Source organism: Pseudomonas sp. BF-RE-21, from assembly GCF_019947305.1.
Taxonomy (GTDB): Bacteria; Pseudomonadota; Gammaproteobacteria; order Pseudomonadales; family Pseudomonadaceae; genus Aquipseudomonas; species Aquipseudomonas migulae.
The window spans coordinates 75,324-92,203 of record NZ_JAGYGF010000022.1 but is presented as its reverse complement, the minus strand read 5'-3'; the positions used below and the strand labels follow the sequence as shown (position 1 = coordinate 92,203).

General features: G+C 61.6%; 15 protein-coding genes and 1 pseudogene. 13 read left to right on the top strand and 3 right to left on the bottom strand.

Going from position 1 to position 16,880, the window contains the following annotated elements:
* Positions 1 to 1,306 precede the first annotated feature (1,306 nt).
* The 4 genes from KGB25_RS16540 to KGB25_RS16525 all read left to right on the top strand — a co-directional run bounded on the left by KGB25_RS16540 (position 1,307) and on the right by KGB25_RS16525 (position 4,264).
* Positions 1,307 to 1,756, top strand: coding sequence for a DUF411 domain-containing protein (locus tag KGB25_RS16540; RefSeq protein WP_008031144.1), 450 nt, complete (start codon positions 1,307 to 1,309; stop codon positions 1,754 to 1,756).
* A complete protein-coding gene (locus KGB25_RS16535; protein ID WP_223435872.1) occupies positions 1,756 to 2,190 on the top strand; it encodes a YqaA family protein in 435 nt (144 codons plus the stop codon). Before KGB25_RS16540 ends, KGB25_RS16535 begins: the two co-directional genes overlap by 1 nt.
* An 84-nt stretch (positions 2,191 to 2,274) precedes the next feature.
* Positions 2,275 to 3,297 (top strand): alpha/beta fold hydrolase, encoded by a 1,023-nt coding sequence (locus tag KGB25_RS16530; protein WP_192227076.1) that lies wholly within the window; start codon positions 2,275 to 2,277, stop codon positions 3,295 to 3,297.
* A 13-nt stretch (positions 3,298 to 3,310) separates the two neighbouring features.
* Positions 3,311 to 4,264, top strand: coding sequence for a D-2-hydroxyacid dehydrogenase family protein (locus KGB25_RS16525; protein ID WP_008036836.1), 954 nt, complete (start codon positions 3,311 to 3,313; stop codon positions 4,262 to 4,264).
* Between the two features lie 51 nt (positions 4,265 to 4,315).
* On the opposite strand, the pseudogene KGB25_RS16520 reads toward KGB25_RS16525, so the two are convergent.
* Positions 4,316 to 4,472 (bottom strand): annotated as a pseudogene (locus KGB25_RS16520) (SAM-dependent methyltransferase); the annotation flags it as partial.
* A gap of 187 nt (positions 4,473 to 4,659) precedes the next feature.
* On the opposite strand from KGB25_RS16520, the gene KGB25_RS16515 reads away from it, so the two are divergent.
* The 3 genes from KGB25_RS16515 to KGB25_RS16505 are packed head-to-tail and all read left to right on the top strand — an operon-like array spanning position 4,660 to position 6,498.
* On the top strand, positions 4,660 to 5,190 hold the full coding sequence (locus tag KGB25_RS16515; RefSeq protein ID WP_223435863.1) for a tetratricopeptide repeat protein: 531 nt from the start codon (positions 4,660 to 4,662) through the stop codon (positions 5,188 to 5,190).
* A gap of 46 nt (positions 5,191 to 5,236) precedes the next feature.
* Complete coding sequence (locus tag KGB25_RS16510; protein WP_202949142.1) at positions 5,237 to 5,734, top strand: RNA polymerase sigma factor; 498 nt, start codon at positions 5,237 to 5,239, stop codon at positions 5,732 to 5,734.
* Positions 5,731 to 6,498, top strand: a complete 768-nt coding sequence (locus KGB25_RS16505; RefSeq protein ID WP_008036838.1) for an anti-sigma factor family protein — start codon at positions 5,731 to 5,733, stop codon at positions 6,496 to 6,498. Before KGB25_RS16510 ends, KGB25_RS16505 begins: the two co-directional genes overlap by 4 nt.
* Before the next feature lie 104 nt (positions 6,499 to 6,602).
* Here KGB25_RS16505 and KGB25_RS16500 read toward each other — a convergent pair whose 3' ends face one another.
* Positions 6,603 to 7,904 carry an ATP-binding protein gene (locus KGB25_RS16500; protein WP_008036839.1) on the bottom strand — a complete coding sequence of 434 codons (1,302 nt, stop codon included), beginning with the start codon at positions 7,902 to 7,904 and terminating at the stop codon, positions 6,603 to 6,605.
* 4 nt (positions 7,905 to 7,908) lie between these two features.
* A complete protein-coding gene (locus KGB25_RS16495) occupies positions 7,909 to 8,610 on the bottom strand; it encodes a response regulator transcription factor (RefSeq protein WP_008031130.1) in 702 nt (233 codons plus the stop codon).
* Between the two features lie 294 nt (positions 8,611 to 8,904).
* On the opposite strand from KGB25_RS16495, the gene KGB25_RS16490 reads away from it, so the two are divergent.
* The 6 genes from KGB25_RS16490 (at position 8,905) to KGB25_RS16465 (ending at position 16,731) form a co-directional block, all read left to right on the top strand.
* Positions 8,905 to 10,062, top strand: coding sequence for an efflux RND transporter periplasmic adaptor subunit (locus KGB25_RS16490; protein ID WP_223435855.1), 1,158 nt, complete (start codon positions 8,905 to 8,907; stop codon positions 10,060 to 10,062).
* A gap of 15 nt (positions 10,063 to 10,077) precedes the next feature.
* Complete coding sequence (locus tag KGB25_RS16485; protein WP_223435839.1) at positions 10,078 to 13,176, top strand: efflux RND transporter permease subunit; 3,099 nt, start codon at positions 10,078 to 10,080, stop codon at positions 13,174 to 13,176.
* A 172-nt stretch (positions 13,177 to 13,348) separates the two neighbouring features.
* Complete coding sequence (locus KGB25_RS16480) at positions 13,349 to 13,990, top strand: DUF1345 domain-containing protein (protein ID WP_207284400.1); 642 nt, start codon at positions 13,349 to 13,351, stop codon at positions 13,988 to 13,990.
* Between the two features lie 76 nt (positions 13,991 to 14,066).
* Positions 14,067 to 14,906 (top strand): AraC family transcriptional regulator, encoded by an 840-nt coding sequence (locus KGB25_RS16475; protein WP_223435828.1) that lies wholly within the window; start codon positions 14,067 to 14,069, stop codon positions 14,904 to 14,906.
* 52 nt (positions 14,907 to 14,958) lie between these two features.
* Positions 14,959 to 15,567: a LysE family translocator gene (locus tag KGB25_RS16470; protein WP_223435826.1), complete on the top strand. Its 609-nt coding sequence runs from the start codon at positions 14,959 to 14,961 to the stop codon at positions 15,565 to 15,567.
* A gap of 138 nt (positions 15,568 to 15,705) precedes the next feature.
* Positions 15,706 to 16,731, top strand: coding sequence for a LacI family DNA-binding transcriptional regulator (locus KGB25_RS16465; protein WP_317850748.1), 1,026 nt, complete (start codon positions 15,706 to 15,708; stop codon positions 16,729 to 16,731).
* Positions 16,732 to 16,880 lie beyond the last annotated feature (149 nt).

The window sequence follows — 16,880 nt, the reverse complement described above, 5'->3', positions numbered from 1 at the left end:
TGCCCTCGCTCCGGTCCTGCTCCGTGGGCCCGCCGCCATCGGCCATCCATGGCCGGGGGCGGCTAACCCGGCATCCATGCCGGGTTGCCCACTACGCAGAACCTCCACTCGGCCTCTCGAGGGGGCGTGCACCTCAAGATCAAAAGCTGAAGGCGAGCTAACGCTCGGCCTGATGAGTGGTGAGAAGCAAAAGCAAACGCGATTCCCTGTAGGAGCGAGGCTTGCCCGCGAAAAACGACCGGACAACGCGTTCATTCAGACAGCCCGCGTTATCGTTGGCGTCCATCGCCAGCAAGCTGGCTCCTACAAGGGAAATGCACTTGCGTTTGGATAAATACGATCAACTGTAGGAGCCGGCTTGCCGGCGAAAAGCGTCTAGGCGACGCGTTCATTCAGACAGCCCGCGTTATCGTTGACGTCCATCGCCAGCAAGCTGGCTCCTACAAGGGAAATGCACATGCGTTTGGATAAATACGATCAACTGTAGGAGCCGGCTTGCTGCGGGCGGCGTTCCGACGATGGCATCCGTCCAGTCAACAAATATGCTGGATGACCCACCGCCATCGCCAGCAAGCTGGCTCCTACAAGGGAAATGCAAATGCGTTTGGATAAATACGATCAACTGTAGGAGCCGGCTTGCCGGCGATGGCATCCGTCCAGCCAACAAATATGCTGGATGACCCACCGCTATCGCCAGCAAGCTGGCTCCTACAAGGGAAATGCACATGCGTTTGGATAAATACGATCAACTGTAGGAGCCGGCGTTCCGACGATGGCATCCGTCCAGTCAACAAATATGCTGGATGACCCACCGCCATCGCCAGCAAGCCGGCTCCTACAGGGATTGGCGTTTGCTTTTGATCTTCACCACTCATCAGGCCGAGCGTTAGCTCGCCTACAGCTCTTGATCTTGAGGTACACGCCCCCTCGAGAGGCCGAGTGGAGGTTCTGCGTAGTGGGCAACCCGGCATGGATGCCGGGTTAGCCGCGCACGGCCAGGGATGGCCGATCGCGGCGGGCCCACGGAGCAGGACCGGAGCGAGGGCATGCCGAGCCTTAGCGAGGCACCGAACGAAAGGGGCAAAAGCGCTTTGGTTACTTTCGCGCTTTTCGAAAGTGACTCGCCGTAAGGGCGAAACCCATATCAGCCATCACCAAACCAATGGATATGTACACCAACCAAACCCCGTACAACCCAGAATCCCCCCAACCCCAGCATTAATTCGAAACAATCTCGTCGCTCTTAACCGGCTAAAGTAGTCAAAATGCCTCTTTTTTTGACCGCCATCCGAGTCGAGATCCCTCCATGCGAACCCATCTGCGTCTGGTCGCCCTGAGCGCCCTGTTCATTTCGTCCCTGGCCCAGGCCGCCGACCTCATCCCCATCGAGGTTCACCGCGACGCCAACTGCGGCTGCTGCAAAAAGTGGATCAGCCACCTGGAGGCCAATGGCTTCAAGGTCGAGGATCACGTCGAAGCCAACATGAGCGAATTCAAGCAACAGCACGGCGTGCCGCCACGTCTCGCTTCCTGCCACACCGGTTTGATCAACGGCAAATTCGTCGAAGGCCATGTCCCGGCCGATCAGGTGCTGGCCTTGAGCAAGCGTGACGATCTATTGGGCGTGGCCGCACCCGGCATGCCGATGGGTTCGCCCGGCATGGAAATGGACGGCATGAGCGACGCCTATCAGGTGATCGGCCTGAAAAAGGACGGCGCTGACGTGGTGGTGGCGGACTACCCCGCCGCCCATTGATGTCTGCGGCGTACATCGGGCTGTTTTTCGCCGCATTCGGTGCGGCGACCCTGCTGCCGTTGCAGTCCGAAGCGGTCCTGGTGGGGCTGTTGCTCAGCAAGCAGTACTGGCTCTGGTCGCTGCTGGCAATTGCGACGCTGGGCAACGTGCTCGGCTCGCTGCTGAACTGGTGGTTAGGTCGCGGTATCGAGCGGTTTCGCGAGCGGCGCTGGTTTCCGGTCAGCCCACGCCATCTGGACAAGGCCTGCATTCATTATCAGCGCTACGGGCATTGGTCGTTGCTGTTGAGTTGGGTGCCTGTCATCGGTGATCCCCTGACGCTGGTCGCCGGCGTCATGCGCGAACCGCTGGGGCGCTTCCTGCTGATCGTGACGCTCGCCAAAGGCGCCCGTTACGGCGTGCTGGCCCTGGCGACTTTGGGCTGGATCGGTTGAACCATCACCCGCCGCGATGGCCTGTGCTTAATACCGCCCTAATCATGCCGATCCAGCATCGCCGATTTCCTCTGGAGTCCACCCATGCCCCTCGCACGCTCCCGCTGGCTTCCGAGCCTGCTGCTGACCGCCGCACTGCCGGCCATCGCGGCCGACGGCCCGGAATATGGCCCCGAACTGCAAGGCTTCGAATACCCCTATACGCTCAAGCATTTCGCCTTTGAATCCCAGGGCCAGTCCCTGCAAATGGGCTACATGGACGTCGCCGCGCACGGCAAGGCGAACGGGCGCAGCATCGTGCTGATGCATGGCAAGAATTTCTGCGGCGCAACCTGGGACACGTCGATCAAGGCCTTGAGCGACGCCGGTTACCGGGTCATCGCGCCGGACCAGATCGGTTTCTGCACCTCCAGCAAGCCGGACAATTATCAGTACAGCTTCCAGCAACTGGCGGCCAACACCCAACAACTGCTCAAAGCCCTCGGCATCCAGAAAGCCAGCCTGCTCGGGCATTCCACGGGCGGCATGCTCGCCACCCGCTATGCGCTGCAATATCCCGAGCAGGTCGAACAACTGGCGATGGTCAACCCAATCGGTCTGGAGGACTGGAAAGCCCTCGGCGTGCCCTATCGCACGGTGGATCAATGGTACGAGCGTGAGCTCAAGGTAACGGCGCAAGGCATTCACGACTATCAGCGCAACACTTATTACGACGGCCGCTGGAAACCCGAATTCGACCGCTGGGTAGACATGTACGCGGGCATGGCCAAAGGCCCGGGCAAAACCCGGGTGGCGTGGAACTCGGCACTGATTTACGACATGATCTTCACCCAGCCGGTGTACTACGAATTCAAGGACCTGAAGGTGCCGACGCTGTTGCTGATCGGCACTGCCGATTCCACGGCCATCAACAAGGACATCGCCTCACCCGAGGTCAAAGCGAAAATCGGTCACTACGACGTACTCGGCAAACAGGTGGCGAAACTGATTCCTCACTCGACGCTGGTCGAATTCCCCGGCATGGGCCACGCGCCGCAAATGGAAGAACCGGCAAAATTCCACCAGGCCCTGCTCGCCTGGCTGAACAATTCCAACCCCGTTCATTGATGAGGTAAGGCGGATGGCTGTGCAGATTGCGGTACTCGATGACTGGCAGGATGTGGCGCGGCAGGTGGTTGACTGGTCGGCGCTGGACGCCATCGGCCAGGTGAGTTTCATCCATGACTACCCGGCGGATAACGAAACGCTGGCAGCACGCCTGGCCGGGTTTGAAGTGATCTGCGTAATGCGCGAGCGCACCCGCTTCGATGAAGACCTGCTGCGTCGGCTACCGACCCTCAAACTGCTGGTCACCGGCGGCATGCGCAACGCTGCCCTCGACCTGAAAGCCGCTGCCGCGCTTGGCATTCAGGTCAGCGGCACCGACAGTTATAAACACGCCGCGCCGGAACTGACCTGGGCGCTGATCATGGCCGCCACCCGCAACCTGGTCGTGGAAGCCAACGCCTTGCGCGCAGGGAAATGGCAACAGGGGCTGGGTGGCGACCTGCACGGCAAGACCCTGGCGATTCTCGGTTTGGGCAGCATTGGCCAGCGAGTCGCCCAGTTTGGCCAGGTGTTCGGCATGCGGGTAATCGCCTGGAGCGAAAACCTCACAGCCGAACGCGCCGCCGAAGTGGGCGTGACCTACGTCAGCAAACAGGCGTTGTTCGAACAGGCCGACGTGTTGTCGGTGCATCTGGTGCTCAGCGACCGCAGCCGCGGCTTGGTCGACGCGCAAGCGCTGGACTGGATGAAACCCACCGCACTGCTGGTCAACACAGCTCGCGGGCCGATTGTCGATGAGGCAGCGCTGATCAAGGCACTGCAAAAACGACGGCTGGCCGGTGCGGCACTGGACGTGTTCGAGCAGGAACCCTTGCCGGCTCATCACCCGTTCAGGACGCTGGAGAATGTGCTGGCGACGCCGCATGTCGGGTACGTCAGCCAGCAGAACTACCATCAGTTCTTTTCGCAAATGATCGAGGACATTCAGGCCTGGTCCGCTGGAGAGCCGATCCGGTTGCTCAGCTGAGACCCGGTCATCGTTCATCGCCGGCCAGCCGGCGATGAACGCACTACAAATCTAACTGGCCTTCATCGCGACAAACGCCGCCGTCACATAAGGCACCGTCACCACGTCCTTGCCCCCGCAATTCGGGCTCAGCGGCGATCAGCCCGCGAATTTGCCCATCCACCTTCGCCCGTTCCTGCGCGGATAAAGCCGCGACAAAACGGGTGGACACCCAGATCGACCACGAACCTGTGCGCGCGTGCCTCGAAAAGACCGCCAGAAAGAAATGAATAATTGTTCACCCTGCGGTGTTCATGACAGCGAAGACTCATCATTTCGGCCTGCGGGATAACACCTTGCGTGCATGTTGCCGGGGCGTGGTTGAACTGAAACGAATAAACCAGTGGAGATCATCCATGAATACCCGTCTTACTGTTTTTACCGTTCAGCTACTGCTCGCCTTTGCGTTGTCCGCTACCCTTGCATTGGCCAATGGTGAAGATGACGCACCGGCCAGGCCCAACTGCCCGAAAGGCCAGGTCTTCGACTCCAGGTCGCAAAAATGCGTGAGGCAGACCAGCGGCGAGGTATCCGATGCCGACCGCACCGATTACGCCTATCGGCTGGCAAAGGACGGTCGCTACGAGGAAGCCCTGGCACTGCTCGACACGCTGAAAGAACCCGACACCGCCAAGGCGCTCAACTATCGCGGCTACGCTACGCGTAAACTGGGGCGCACCGACGAGGGCATCGGTTACTACCTGCAATCGGTCAAACTCGACCCGCAATACGCGCAAGTCCGCGAGTACCTCGGCGAGGCTTATGTGATCAAGGGTCGGCTGGATCTCGCCGAGGAGCAGTTGCAGCAGATAAAATCGATCTGCGGCAGCACCTGCGAAGAATACCGGGACCTGGCTGAAGCCATTAACGATTCATCGAAAACCTGACAGGACGGAGGTCGCCATCGCCAGCGATCAGGCAATACGGGCAGAGCTGGGCCAGCACCTGGCGCGCTTATGGCGCTACGGCCTGCTGCTGTCCCGGCAGCGGCATGTTGCCGAAGACCTGGTGCAGGCCACCTGCGTGCGGGCGCTGGAGTGTGCCGGGCAATTTGTCCCCGGCAGCCGCCTGGACCGCTGGCTGCTGAGCATTCTGCATTCGATCTGGCTCAACGAAGTGCGTTCGCGCCGAGTGCGTCAGGGCCAGGGGCTGGTGGATGCCGACAACGCCTTGTCGTTCGACGGTGAATACGCCGCGCAAACTCACGTGCTCGCCACGCAGGTGATTCGGCGCGTCGATGCGCTACCTGAAGCGCAACGCGAAACGGTATTTCTGGCCTACGTGGAGGGCCTGTCCTATCGCGAAGTCGCCGAAGTCCTGGACGTGCCCATCGGCACGGTCATGAGCCGCCTGGCCGCGGCGCGGGCGAAACTGGCCGAGTACCCGCCCTTGCACGCGGTGTCGAACCCTTCCACAGGAGAACGTCGATGAACGATCACACGATGCCTACGGACGAGCAACTGGTGGCCTACCTCGACGACCAACTCGATAGCGATCAGCGCAGCCGCATCGACGCAGTCATCGCCGAAGACTCGATGCTCAACCTGCGCCTTCAATGGCTGGCCCGCAGCAGCCTGCCGTTCAAGGCCGCCTACGACGAACTGGCGCAACAGGCGCCCGTGGACCGCCTGCAAGCGATGCTCGACACCTTGCCCTCGCCTGCCCGGCCGGCGATAAATCGGCGCCGGTTCCTCGCGGCGGCAGCCGGCCTGGTGTTGAGCGGCGTGCTCGCGGACCGGTTGTTCCTTGGCTGGCAGGCGAGCCAGCACAAATCCAGCTGGCGAGGGCTGGTGGCGGACTACATGTCGATGTACGTGCCGCAAACCCTGGAACACTTGCCCAGCGACGAAGCCACTCAACGCGCGCAATTGCACACCATCGACGCACGCCTGGGGCTGCGCCTTTTGCCGGCTCAACTGAGCCTGCCACGCGTTGAGCTCAAACGCGCACAAATCCTCGAATACGACGGCATGCCCATCGCCCAGATTACGTATCTGGACCCGGCGCACGGTCCCATGGCGTTGTGCGTCACCCGCTCAAACAGCGGCAGTCGCCACTTCGCCCACGAGCGTCGGCACGGAATGAACGTGGTGTATTGGGCGGACATGGAACATGCGTGGATGCTGATCGGGCACAACCCGGCGTCGGAGCTGGAGGAAATGGCGAAGGTGTTGCGCAGTCGGCTAAGCGCGTGACCTGTCGAAGCCGGCTTGCTGGCGATGGGGCCATCAGACATTGCGTTGAATTCAAGGACGCCATCGCCGGCAAGCCGGCTCCTACACAGGTTTTGCGGCGGTCATCAGGCCGGGACCGGTAACCACAAACGGAACCGTGCGCCGCCCAGCGGAGACGGTTCGACGGTGAGCGTGCCGCCCTGTGCCTCCAGCGCCCGCCGACTGATCGCCAATCCCAGGCCAAAGCCACCCGTCGCCCGATCGCGACTGCGATCCAGTCGATAAAACGGCTCGAAAATCCGCTCGCGCTCGTCATCGGGAATGCCGATCCCATCGTCATCGACCCAGATTTCACACCCCTTGGCACAGACCTGAACCCCGATCTGAATACGCTTCTCGCAGTAGCGCATCGCGTTGCGCAGCAGGTTCTGAATCGCCCGGGCAGTCAGCCGTGGATCGAGTGTGAAGCGTTCGAGCTGGCCGTGAAGCAGCACGTCGATCACGATTTCAGGGGATTCCAGCTCCTCATCGACACTGCCCAGAATGCTGTCGATGAACTCATCCAGCGACACTTCCACCTGTTCCGGTAGCCGGGCCGGGTTTTGCAAGCGGCTGTAAGACAGCAGCTCCAGCACCAACTCATCCAGTTCACGAATGTGCGCGACCAGCCCTTGCAGGCGCTCCCGACTGGCAGCCGGCAAATCGTCGGACAGTGCCAGCGCGAGGCCAAAATCCAGGCGGGTCAGCGGTGTACGCAGTTCGTGAGAAACGGCGTTGAGCAAATCCCGCTGCTGGTTCAGCAGGTTTTCGATATCGCCGGCCATGGTGTCGAAAACGTTGGCCAGGCTGCCGATGTTGGAGTGCGTGGGGATCTGGGTGCGCTCGCTCAAATGCCCCTTGCCGAAGCGTTCAGCCGTGCCTTTGAGCCGCTCCAGGTCGCGCCAGTGCGGGCGCAGCCACAGCAACAGGCACGCGAGCATGGTCGCGCCGATCAGCACGTTGATGCTCCAGTACAGCAAATTCACGTCCAGCGGGTCCGGCGGCACGACCATTTGCACGACGGTTTGCGAGTTCAACGGTGCCACCGCCAGCGTGCGCCAGCCCCAGTCGCCGATGCGCACGACATTCTCGCCACGCTGCAAACGTTTCTGTTCCGCCAGGGTCAGGCCGTCATCGTCATTGCGGCTCAGGACGATGTGCAGCGGGTTGAATTCCTTGTCCATCTCGGCCGCCAACGCTGGCCACTGCGTTTCGGGCACGGCGTGAAACTGCTTGACGATCAGCGACTGCAACCCGCGCGAGTAATCGAGGTTGTAGGTGACAAAGCGCTCCTGGAAGACCTTGATCACCACGTCCGGCACCAGATAGATCGCCGCGCTGTACGAAATGATCGTCACCAGGTACAGGCGAAAGAGGATTCTGAACATCGCCTCAGCATTCCCACTCGGAACGGCTGAACAGGTAACCCTTGCCCCACACGGTCTTGATCTTGCGCGCCTCGCCGGCATGGTCGTCGAATTTGCGCCGCAGCTTGGAAATCGCCACGTCCACCGAGCGGTCGGTGCCATTGAATTCGATGCCGCGCAGGCGTTGCAGAATCTGGTCGCGGCTCAACACTTCGCCGGCATGCCGGGCCAGCACCACCAGCAAGTTGTATTCGCCGCTGGACAGCTCGACCAGTTGCTCACGCCAGGTCACGGTGCGCTCGGACAGGTCGATGCACAAATTGCCCATGAGGATGCGGTCGTTGGCGGTCTGCGGTTCGCTGAGGCTGCTGCGGCGCAACAGCGTACGAACGCGGGCCAGCAACACGCGGGGTTCGCAGGGTTTGGTGACGTAGTCATCGGCGCCCATTTCCAGGCCCAGCACCTGATCGTGGCTGTCGTCGCGGGCGGTGAGCATCAGGATCGGCAGCGTGGCCGAATCCGCGCGCAACAAGCGACAGACTTGCAGGCCGTCGAGCCCCGGCAACATCAGGTCGAGGATCACCAGGTCCGGCGGATTGACCCGCGCACGCTCGCGCACGTGGTCACCGCGGCTGATCACGCTGACGGAGTAGCCGTTGCGTTCGAGGTAGCTGGAAATCAACTCGGAGAGCGCGGTGTCGTCTTCGACCAGGAGGATGTTGGGCATGGGTGTTTCCAGAGAGTGCAGTGGCGGCTGTTCAGGCCTCTTCGCGGGCAAGCCTCGCTCCTACAGGGATTGTTGTCGGTCATGGATTTCGCGGACGACACAAATCCTGTAGGAGCGAGGCTTGCCCGCGAAGGCGGCCTGACGTGCGCAATAAATTTCAAGCCGTGAAGGATATACGCCCTCACCCGTGCCTGAGCAAAACCATTACACAATTTCACACAGCACCAACAAAGCTTCACCGCTACCCTCGTCGCCTCCCCGTAGGATGCGGGAGTTCATTATTGGGGTATTTACATGTCAAAGAACCTGCTTGCCAAGCTCAGCCTGCTTGCCCTGGCGTTGACGCTGAGCGCGTGTGAAAAATCCACGAGCGCTGAAGAGCAGGCGCCGTTGGCCACCGTGCGCATCGAGACCATCAAACCCCGGCCCCTGTCGATCACCAGCGAATTGAGCGGACGGATCGCCGCGCCACGGATTGCCGAAGTGCGCGCCCGGGTCGCCGGCGTGGTGTTGCAACGCGCCTTCCACGAAGGCAGCGACGTGAAAAAAGGCGACGTGCTGTTCCGCATCGATCCGGCACCGTTCAAGGCTGACCTGGACAGCGCCGAAGCCTCGCTGCGCAAGGCCGAGGCCAATGCCTTCCAGGCCAGGCTGCAAGAACAGCGCTACGCCCAGTTGATCGAAGGCAATGCCATCAGCGGCCAGGATTACGACAACGCCCGGGCCGCTGTACGGCAAACCGCCGCTGAAGTCGCGGCCAATAAAGCCGCTGTGGATCGAGCGAAACTGAATCTCGGGTACGCCACCGTCACTGCCCCCATTTCCGGGCGCATCGGCCGCGCACTGGTCACCGAAGGCGCATTGGTCGGGCAGAACGAAACCACGCCGCTGGCGCTGATCCAGCAGTTGAACCCGATTCATGCCGACCTCACCCAGTCGACCCGCGAACTCAACGACCTGCGCCGTGCCTTCCGCTCCGGCCAGTTGCAGGAAGTGGGTCAGGGTCAGGCCAAAGCCACGCTGATTCAGGATGACGGCAGCCTCTATCCGCTGCCGGGCAAGCTGCTGTTCACCGACATCACCGTCGATCCGGGCACCGGCCAGATCATCCTGCGCAGCGAGTTTCCCAACCCGGACCTCGACTTGCTGCCGGGCAGCTTCGTGCGGGTGCGCCTGGAACAAGCGGTGAACCAGCAAGGCATCAGCGTGCCGCAACGCGCCATTCAACGCGACAGCGCGGGTGTTGCGCAGGTGCTGGTGCTCGATGCGGAACTGCGCGTCGGCCAGCAAACCGTAGAGCTGGGCGCCGTGCAAAACGATCGCTGGATCGTCACCGCAGGCCTCAAGTCCGGCGACCGCATCGTCATCGAAGGCCTGCAACACGCCAAGCCCGGCGAGAAAGTACAGATCGACGATTCCCCTCTTCCACTTGCCCAGGTTTCTGGTCAGTAAGCAGGACGCTTTTCTATGCCGCAGTTCTTTATCGACCGCCCGGTGTTCGCCTGGGTGGTTGCCCTGTTCATCCTGCTGGCCGGTGCCCTGTCCATTCCGCAATTGCCGGTGGCGCAGTACCCCGATGTCGCGCCGCCGCAGATCGAAATCTACGCCGTGTACCCGGGCGCCTCGGCGCAAACCGTGGACGAAAGCGTGGTCAGCCTGATCGAGGAAGAGCTCAACGGCGCCGATCACCTGTTGTATTTCGAATCGCAAAGCAGCCTCGGCAGCGCCACGATCAAGGCGACTTTTCAACCGGGCACCAACCCGGAGATGGCTCAGGTGGATGTGCAAAACCGCCTGAAAGTCATCGAGTCGCGCCTGCCGCAAGCGGTCAACCAGCAAGGTTTGCAGGTGGAGAAAGTCTCCGCCGGTTTCCTGCTGCTGATTACCCTGACGTCTACTGACGGCAAACTCGACGACGTGGCGCTCAGCGATTACCTGGCGCGTAACGTGATGAACGAGATCAAGCGCCTGGACGGTGTCGGCAAGGCCCAGCTGTACGGCGCCGAGCGGGCGATGCGGATCTGGATCGACCCGCAGAAACTGATCGGTTTCAACTTGACACCGGCCGACGTCAACGCGGCCATCGTTGCGCAGAACGCCCAGGTTTCGGCCGGCAGCATCGGCGACCTGCCGACCCGCACCACCCAGGAAATCACCGCAACCGTTCTGGTCAAAGGCCAGCTGTCGACCCCGGAAGAATTTGCCGACATCGTGCTCAAGGCCAATCCGGACGGTTCTACCGTGCGCATCGGTGATGTGGCGCGGGTCGAGATCGGCAGCCAGGAATACCAGTTCGGCACGCGCCTTAACGGCAAGCCGTCCACCGCCGTCGGCGTGCAATTGTCCCCCGGCGCCAACGCCCTCAGCACTGCGACGCTGGTGCGGGCGAAGATGGATGAACTGGCGCGCTACTTCCCGGCCAATGTGGAATACAAGATCCCGTACGACACCTCGCCTTTCGTCAAAGTCTCGATCACCAAAGTGGTTTACACCCTGATCGAAGCGATGGTGCTGGTGTTCGCGGTGATGTTCCTGTTCCTGCAAAACTTCCGCTACACGCTGATTCCGACCCTCGTGGTGCCAGTGGCGCTGATGGGCACCTTTGCGACCATGCTCGCGCTGGGGTTCTCGATCAACGTACTGACCATGTTCGGCATGGTGCTGGCCATCGGCATTCTGGTGGACGACGCCATCGTGGTGGTGGAAAACGTCGAACGGATCATGGCCACCGAAGGCCTGTCGCCCAAAGAGGCGACGCGCAAAGCGATGAAGCAGATCACCGGGGCGATCATCGGCATCACTCTGGTGCTGGTCGCCGTGTTTATTCCAATGGCGTTCATGCAGGGTTCGGTCGGGGTGATCTACCGGCAATTCTCGCTGTCGATGGCCACCTCGATTCTGTTTTCGGCCTTCCTCGCCCTGACCTTGACCCCGGCGCTCTGCGCAACGCTGCTCAAGCCGATTGCCAAGGGCGAGCATCACGCCAAGGGCGGCTTCTTCGGCTGGTTCAACCGACGCTTCGAACAACTGACCGAGCGCTATCAGGGCTGGGTCGCTTATGCGCTGAAACGCAGCGGTCGTTACCTGCTGATCTACGGCGTGCTGCTGATTGGTCTGGGGTTGTGCTTCAGTCGTCTGCCCTCTTCGTTCCTGCCGGTGGAGGATCAGGGTTACACCATCACTGACATTCAACTGCCACCCGGCGCGAGCAAAAATCGCACGGTGCAGGTGGTCGAGCAGATCGAAGCGCACAACGCCACCGAACCGGGCGTCGGCGACAGCACGGTGATTCTCGGCTTCAGCTTCTCCGGCAGCGGGCAAAACGCGGCGCTGGCGTTTACCACGTTGAAAGACTGGTCGGATCGCGGCAGCGACGACTCGGCGAGTTCGATTGCCGACCGCGCCAACATCGCGCTGAGCCAGATCAAGGACGCCATGGCGTTCTCGGTCCTGCCGCCGCCGGTGGACGGCCTCGGCACCTCCAGCGGTTTCGAGTTCCGCTTGCAGGACCGTGGCGGCCTCGGCCATGCCACGCTGATGCAGGCGCGTACCACGTTGCTGGCAGCCGCCGAGAAAAGTCCGATCCTGATGAACGTGCGCGAAAGCGCACTGGCTGAAGCGCCGCAGGTGCAACTGATCGTCGACCGTAAACAGGCGAATGCGCTGGGGGTTTCGTTTACCGACATCGGCAGCGTGCTGTCCACCGCTGTCGGTTCGGCTTACATCAACGACTTCCCCAATCAGGGGCGGATGCAGCGGGTGGTGGTCCAGGCTGAAGGCGATCAACGCAGTCAGGTCGCCGACCTGCTGAAGATCCACGTGCGCAACAGCAGCGGGAAAATGGTGCCGCTGTCCGCGTTCGTCCAGGCCAAATGGACTCAGGGCCCGGCGCAGTTGACCCGTTACAACGGCTATCCGGCAATCAGTATTTCCGGTGAACCGACGCCAGGTCACAGTACCGGTGAAGCCATGGCGGAAATCGAGCGACTGGTCGCGCAAGGGCCAGCGGGCCTGGGCCAGGAATGGACCGGGTTATCGCTGCAGGAACGGCTGTCCGGCAGCCAGGCGCCGATCCTGCTCGGGTTGTCGCTGTTGATCGTGTTCCTGTGCCTGGCGGCGTTGTATGAGAGCTGGTCGATTCCGACTTCGGTGCTGCTGGTGGTGCCGCTCGGCGTGCTCGGCGCCGTGTTGGCCGTGACCTTGCGCGGGATGCCCAACGACGTGTTCTTCAAGGTCGGGCTGATCACCATCATCGGCCTGTCGGCGAAGAACGCGATCCTGATCATCGAGTTCGCCAAGAGCCTGTACGACGAAGGCCACGACCTGATCGACGCCACCCTGCAAGCCGCGCGCCTGCGCCTGCGACCAATCGTCATGACGTCCCTGGCGTTCATCCTCGGTGTCGTGCCGCTGGCGATCGCCACCGGCGCGAGCTCGGCAAGCCAGCAAGCCATCGGCACCGGGGTGATTGGCGGGATGATCACCGCGACACTGGCGGTGGTGTTTGTGCCGGTGTTTTTTGTGGTGGTGATGAAACTGGTGCGTAAACGCCACAAAAAAATCTAACCAACACCACATTCCCCTGTAGGAGCCGGCTTGCCGGCGATGAGGCCCTCGCTTACTGCGTCGCTCTCACGGCCGCCATCGCCGGCAAGCCGGCTCCTACAAGGATCGTCGTTGGTCAGAGGGGTCCACGCTGGGCTAAGGTGTTTGCAATACCCCAACCCATCGAGCCTCCATGCCCTTCCTCGCCCGCACCCACCCTCGCCTGTCCGCCGCTGCGACCCTCGGTGTTGCGGTGGGCATTCTGGCTCCGGCCGATTCGATCATCAGCAAAATCCTCTTCGGCTGGAACGCCGGGGTCTGGTCGTATCTGGTGCTGATGCTCTGGCTCGCCGCCCGCGCCAAAGCGCCGGATGTGAAACGCATTGCCGAAGTCGAAGACGAGAACGCCGGGCTGGTGCTGTTCGTGGTGTGCATCGCCGCCATCGCCAGCCTGGCGACCATCACCTTCGAACTGGCCGGCAGCAAGGACCTGGAAACCACCCGCAAGCTGTTGCATTACGGGTATACCGCACTGACCGTCATCGGTTCATGGCTGTTGATCGGGGTGATTTTCAGCGTGCATTACGCTCGCCTGTTCTATACTTGGGCTGGCAAAGACCCGGCTTTGCGCTTCGCTGAAGGGCTGACCACCCCCAATTATTGGGACTTCCTGTATTTCTCGTTCACCATCAGCGCGGCGGTGCAGACCTCCGATGTCGGCGTGGCCACTCGGGAATTGCGCAAGATTGTGCTCGCGCAGTCGCTGATCGGTTTTCTGTTCAACACCGCGATTCTCGGGTTCTCGATCAACATCGCTGCGGGCCTGTTCAACTGAGCCGTGCACAAACGTTCTAGGCATCGCCCTCGCCACGGGCGTTAAATAACCCGGCAATCCGTCTCGCAGGTGCAGCATGACCACTCACAACTGGATCGACCTGGCCCAGGACGCCGACACCGGCATTGAGACGCTGCGCGCGCATTTCGAGGGCCACGCCTACGATCCGCACTGGCATGACAGCTATCTGGTGGGCGTCACCGAGCAAGGTGTGCAGCAATTCAACTGCCGGCGGGCCCGGCACCAGAGCACGCCGGGCAAGGTGTTTTTGCTCGAACCGGGCGACATTCACGACGGCGAAGCACCGACGGTCGACGGTTTCACCTACCGCATGCTGTACCTCGACCCGCAATGGTTGAAGCGCGAACTCAGTGCCGTGTTCGACAACGCGCCGGACAACAGTCAATTGAGCTTCGCCAATACCCTGGCCACCGACGTGCGCCTGGCCCACGCCACCAGCCTGGCGTTTCAGGCGCTGCACAACCGCGAGCTGAAAATCGTCCGCCAGACTGCCCTCGACAGCCTGCTCGAACGCCTCACCACTCACCTGCACTGGCGTGCCCGTTATGGCGAAGATCCGCGATTGCCGTTGGTGGCACAAAAGGCTCGGGAGTATCTGCACGCCCATGCCCACGAGGACATCGGCCTCGACCAACTGGCCGCCGCAACGGGCGTCGATCGCTTTCGCCTGACCCGCGCCTTCAAGGCTGCTTACGGCATCGCCCCGCACGCCTATCTGGTGCAATTGCGCCTGGCCACGGCCCGCAGAATGCTGGCCCGAGGCGAACAACCGGCCACGGTGGCCATGACGCTGGGGTTCGCCGACCAGAGTCATCTGGGCCGTTGGTTCGTGCGGGCCTACGGCCTGACGCCCGCGTTGTATCGCAAGCGCTGCTCAAATCTTCCAGACAGTTGACCGTGGGATTGTGAAGATCGACTTCAATGATCTTCACCGGAGTTTGCCCGCGATGCTGTCCACTTTCCCGACGTTACTGCCCTTCCTGTTGTTTGCGTTCGTGGCGTCGATCACGCCCGGCCCGACCAACATTCTGGTGTTGAGCAACAGTGCCCGATACGGCTTGGTGGCCGCCGTGCCGATCATCTTCGGCGCCTGTGCCAGCGCCGCGACAATTGTGTTGTTGGTCGGCAGCGGTGCCGGGGCGTCGTTGACCGCTTGGCCCTTCGTGCAAACCGCGATGCAGTGGATCGGCGTGGCCTGGCTGAGTTACCTCGCCTGGCAGATTTTCAACGCTCCGGCAGAAGCCGTCACCAACCAAGATGCCGACGCCCGGCTCGGTCTTTTGGGCGCTGCCGGCCTGCAACTGATCAACCCGAAAACCTGGATGATGGCGCTGGCGGTTGTCAGTGTATTTGCCGGGGCCGGCGAACAGCGCCTGGCCCATGTGATGGTGTTGTCGCTGGCGTTCTTTCTGATTTCCCTGCCCTGCCTTGGGGTCTGGGCATTGCTCGGCGCGGGCTCCACGCGCTGGTTGCGTTCACCTCGTTCAATGCAACGCTTCAATCGCTGCATGGCCCTGTTGCTGTTGGGATCGGCCTGGTTGAGTCTTTGGGCCTGAATCCCATTCGTCGGCCATTGTCGGACAATCGACGATGCGGGGCTTGACGGCGTATTTGCTTTTGGTGTCTTCTGAAACCGGTTTCAGTGCGATCTCAAACGCACGGACCTTATAACTCCAATAAGAAGGTTTCAGACCGTGAACGATTTCTCCGCCGCCCAGCGCAGCCGCGTGACCATGCTTGATGTCGCCGAACATGCCAAGGTCTCCAAGGCCAGCGTGTCGCGGTTCATCGGCGAGGATCGCGCCTTGCTGTCCGATGCGATTGCATTGCGCATCGAACAGTCGATTGCCGAACTGGGCTATCGCCCGAACCAGATGGCTCGCGGTCTGAAACGTGGACGAACCCGCCTGATCGGCATGCTGGTCGCCGACATCCGCAACCCTTATTCGATTGCCGTGATGCACGGGGTGGAAACCGCCTGCCGTCAACACGGCTACAGCCTGGTGGTGTGCAACACCGACCGCGATGACGAGCAGGAATGCCAGCACCTGGCCCTGCTGCGCTCGTACAACATCGAAGGGCTGATCGTGAACACCCTCGGCCACCACCGCGACGAATTGCAGGAACTGCATCGAGAGATGCCGCTGGTACTGGTGGACCGCAAGGTCGAGCACCTCGAAAGTGACATGGTCGGGCTGGACAACCCGGCAGCAGTCGAGATCGCCATCGCCCACCTTGAAGAACGCGGTTACCGCGATGTGCTGCTGGTCACCGAACCGTTTGACGGCACCAGTTCGCGGATCGAACGGGTCAGCAGTTTCAAGGCGCAGATCGCCCGGCGTTCGGCGCTGCGCGGAACGATGAGCGAAACCGGCAGTGACCTCACGGCAAACCTCAAGACTTTTCTCGATACCCCCGGCCCCGGCCCGAAGGCGCTGTTCTGCGCGAACGGGATTGCGGCGCTGGCCGCGACCCATGCGTTGCGCGAATTGCAGTGCACGTTGTTCGAGGATGTCGGCTTGATCGCCCTCGATGACCTGGATTGGTACCCGCTGGTGGGCAGCGGCATCACCGCCCTCGCCCAACCGACGACCGAGATGGGCGCGAGTGCGTTTGAATGCTTGCTCAAGCGTTTGCGCGGAGATGACGGGCCGGTGCGGACGATGGATTTTTCGGCGCGGTTGATTGTGCGTGGGTCGACCCTGGGAAATTCTCGGTGAATGTTTCGGCCCCTTCGCGGGCAAGCCTCGCTCCTACAGGACACCGATAACCCGTAGGAGCGAGGCTTGCCCGCGAAAGGGCCCGAAAGACCACCACAAAATTTCATCCTTTTTTTTTGAACAAAAATGAAACCGGTTTCAGAGGTCCA

Bases quoted from the DNA above. Each gene is read 5' to 3' on its own strand.
- KGB25_RS16540 (WP_008031144.1), top strand. From the start codon at position 1,307: ATGCGAACCCATCTGCGTCTGGTCGCCCTGAGCGCCCTGTTCATTTCG.
- KGB25_RS16500 (WP_008036839.1), bottom strand. From the start codon at position 7,904: ATGTTCAGAATCCTCTTTCGCCTGTACCTGGTGACGATCATTTCGTAC.
- KGB25_RS16495 (WP_008031130.1), bottom strand. From the start codon at position 8,610: ATGCCCAACATCCTCCTGGTCGAAGACGACACCGCGCTCTCCGAGTTG.
- KGB25_RS16530 (WP_192227076.1), top strand. From the start codon at position 2,275: ATGCCCCTCGCACGCTCCCGCTGGCTTCCGAGCCTGCTGCTGACCGCC.
- KGB25_RS16470 (WP_223435826.1), top strand. From the start codon at position 14,959: ATGCTGTCCACTTTCCCGACGTTACTGCCCTTCCTGTTGTTTGCGTTC.
- KGB25_RS16485 (WP_223435839.1), top strand. From the start codon at position 10,078: ATGCCGCAGTTCTTTATCGACCGCCCGGTGTTCGCCTGGGTGGTTGCC.
- KGB25_RS16535 (WP_223435872.1), top strand. From the start codon at position 1,756: ATGTCTGCGGCGTACATCGGGCTGTTTTTCGCCGCATTCGGTGCGGCG.
- KGB25_RS16490 (WP_223435855.1), top strand. From the start codon at position 8,905: ATGTCAAAGAACCTGCTTGCCAAGCTCAGCCTGCTTGCCCTGGCGTTG.
- KGB25_RS16525 (WP_008036836.1), top strand. From the start codon at position 3,311: ATGGCTGTGCAGATTGCGGTACTCGATGACTGGCAGGATGTGGCGCGG.
- KGB25_RS16515 (WP_223435863.1), top strand. From the start codon at position 4,660: ATGAATACCCGTCTTACTGTTTTTACCGTTCAGCTACTGCTCGCCTTT.
- KGB25_RS16475 (WP_223435828.1), top strand. From the start codon at position 14,067: ATGACCACTCACAACTGGATCGACCTGGCCCAGGACGCCGACACCGGC.
- KGB25_RS16505 (WP_008036838.1), top strand. From the start codon at position 5,731: ATGAACGATCACACGATGCCTACGGACGAGCAACTGGTGGCCTACCTC.
- KGB25_RS16480 (WP_207284400.1), top strand. From the start codon at position 13,349: ATGCCCTTCCTCGCCCGCACCCACCCTCGCCTGTCCGCCGCTGCGACC.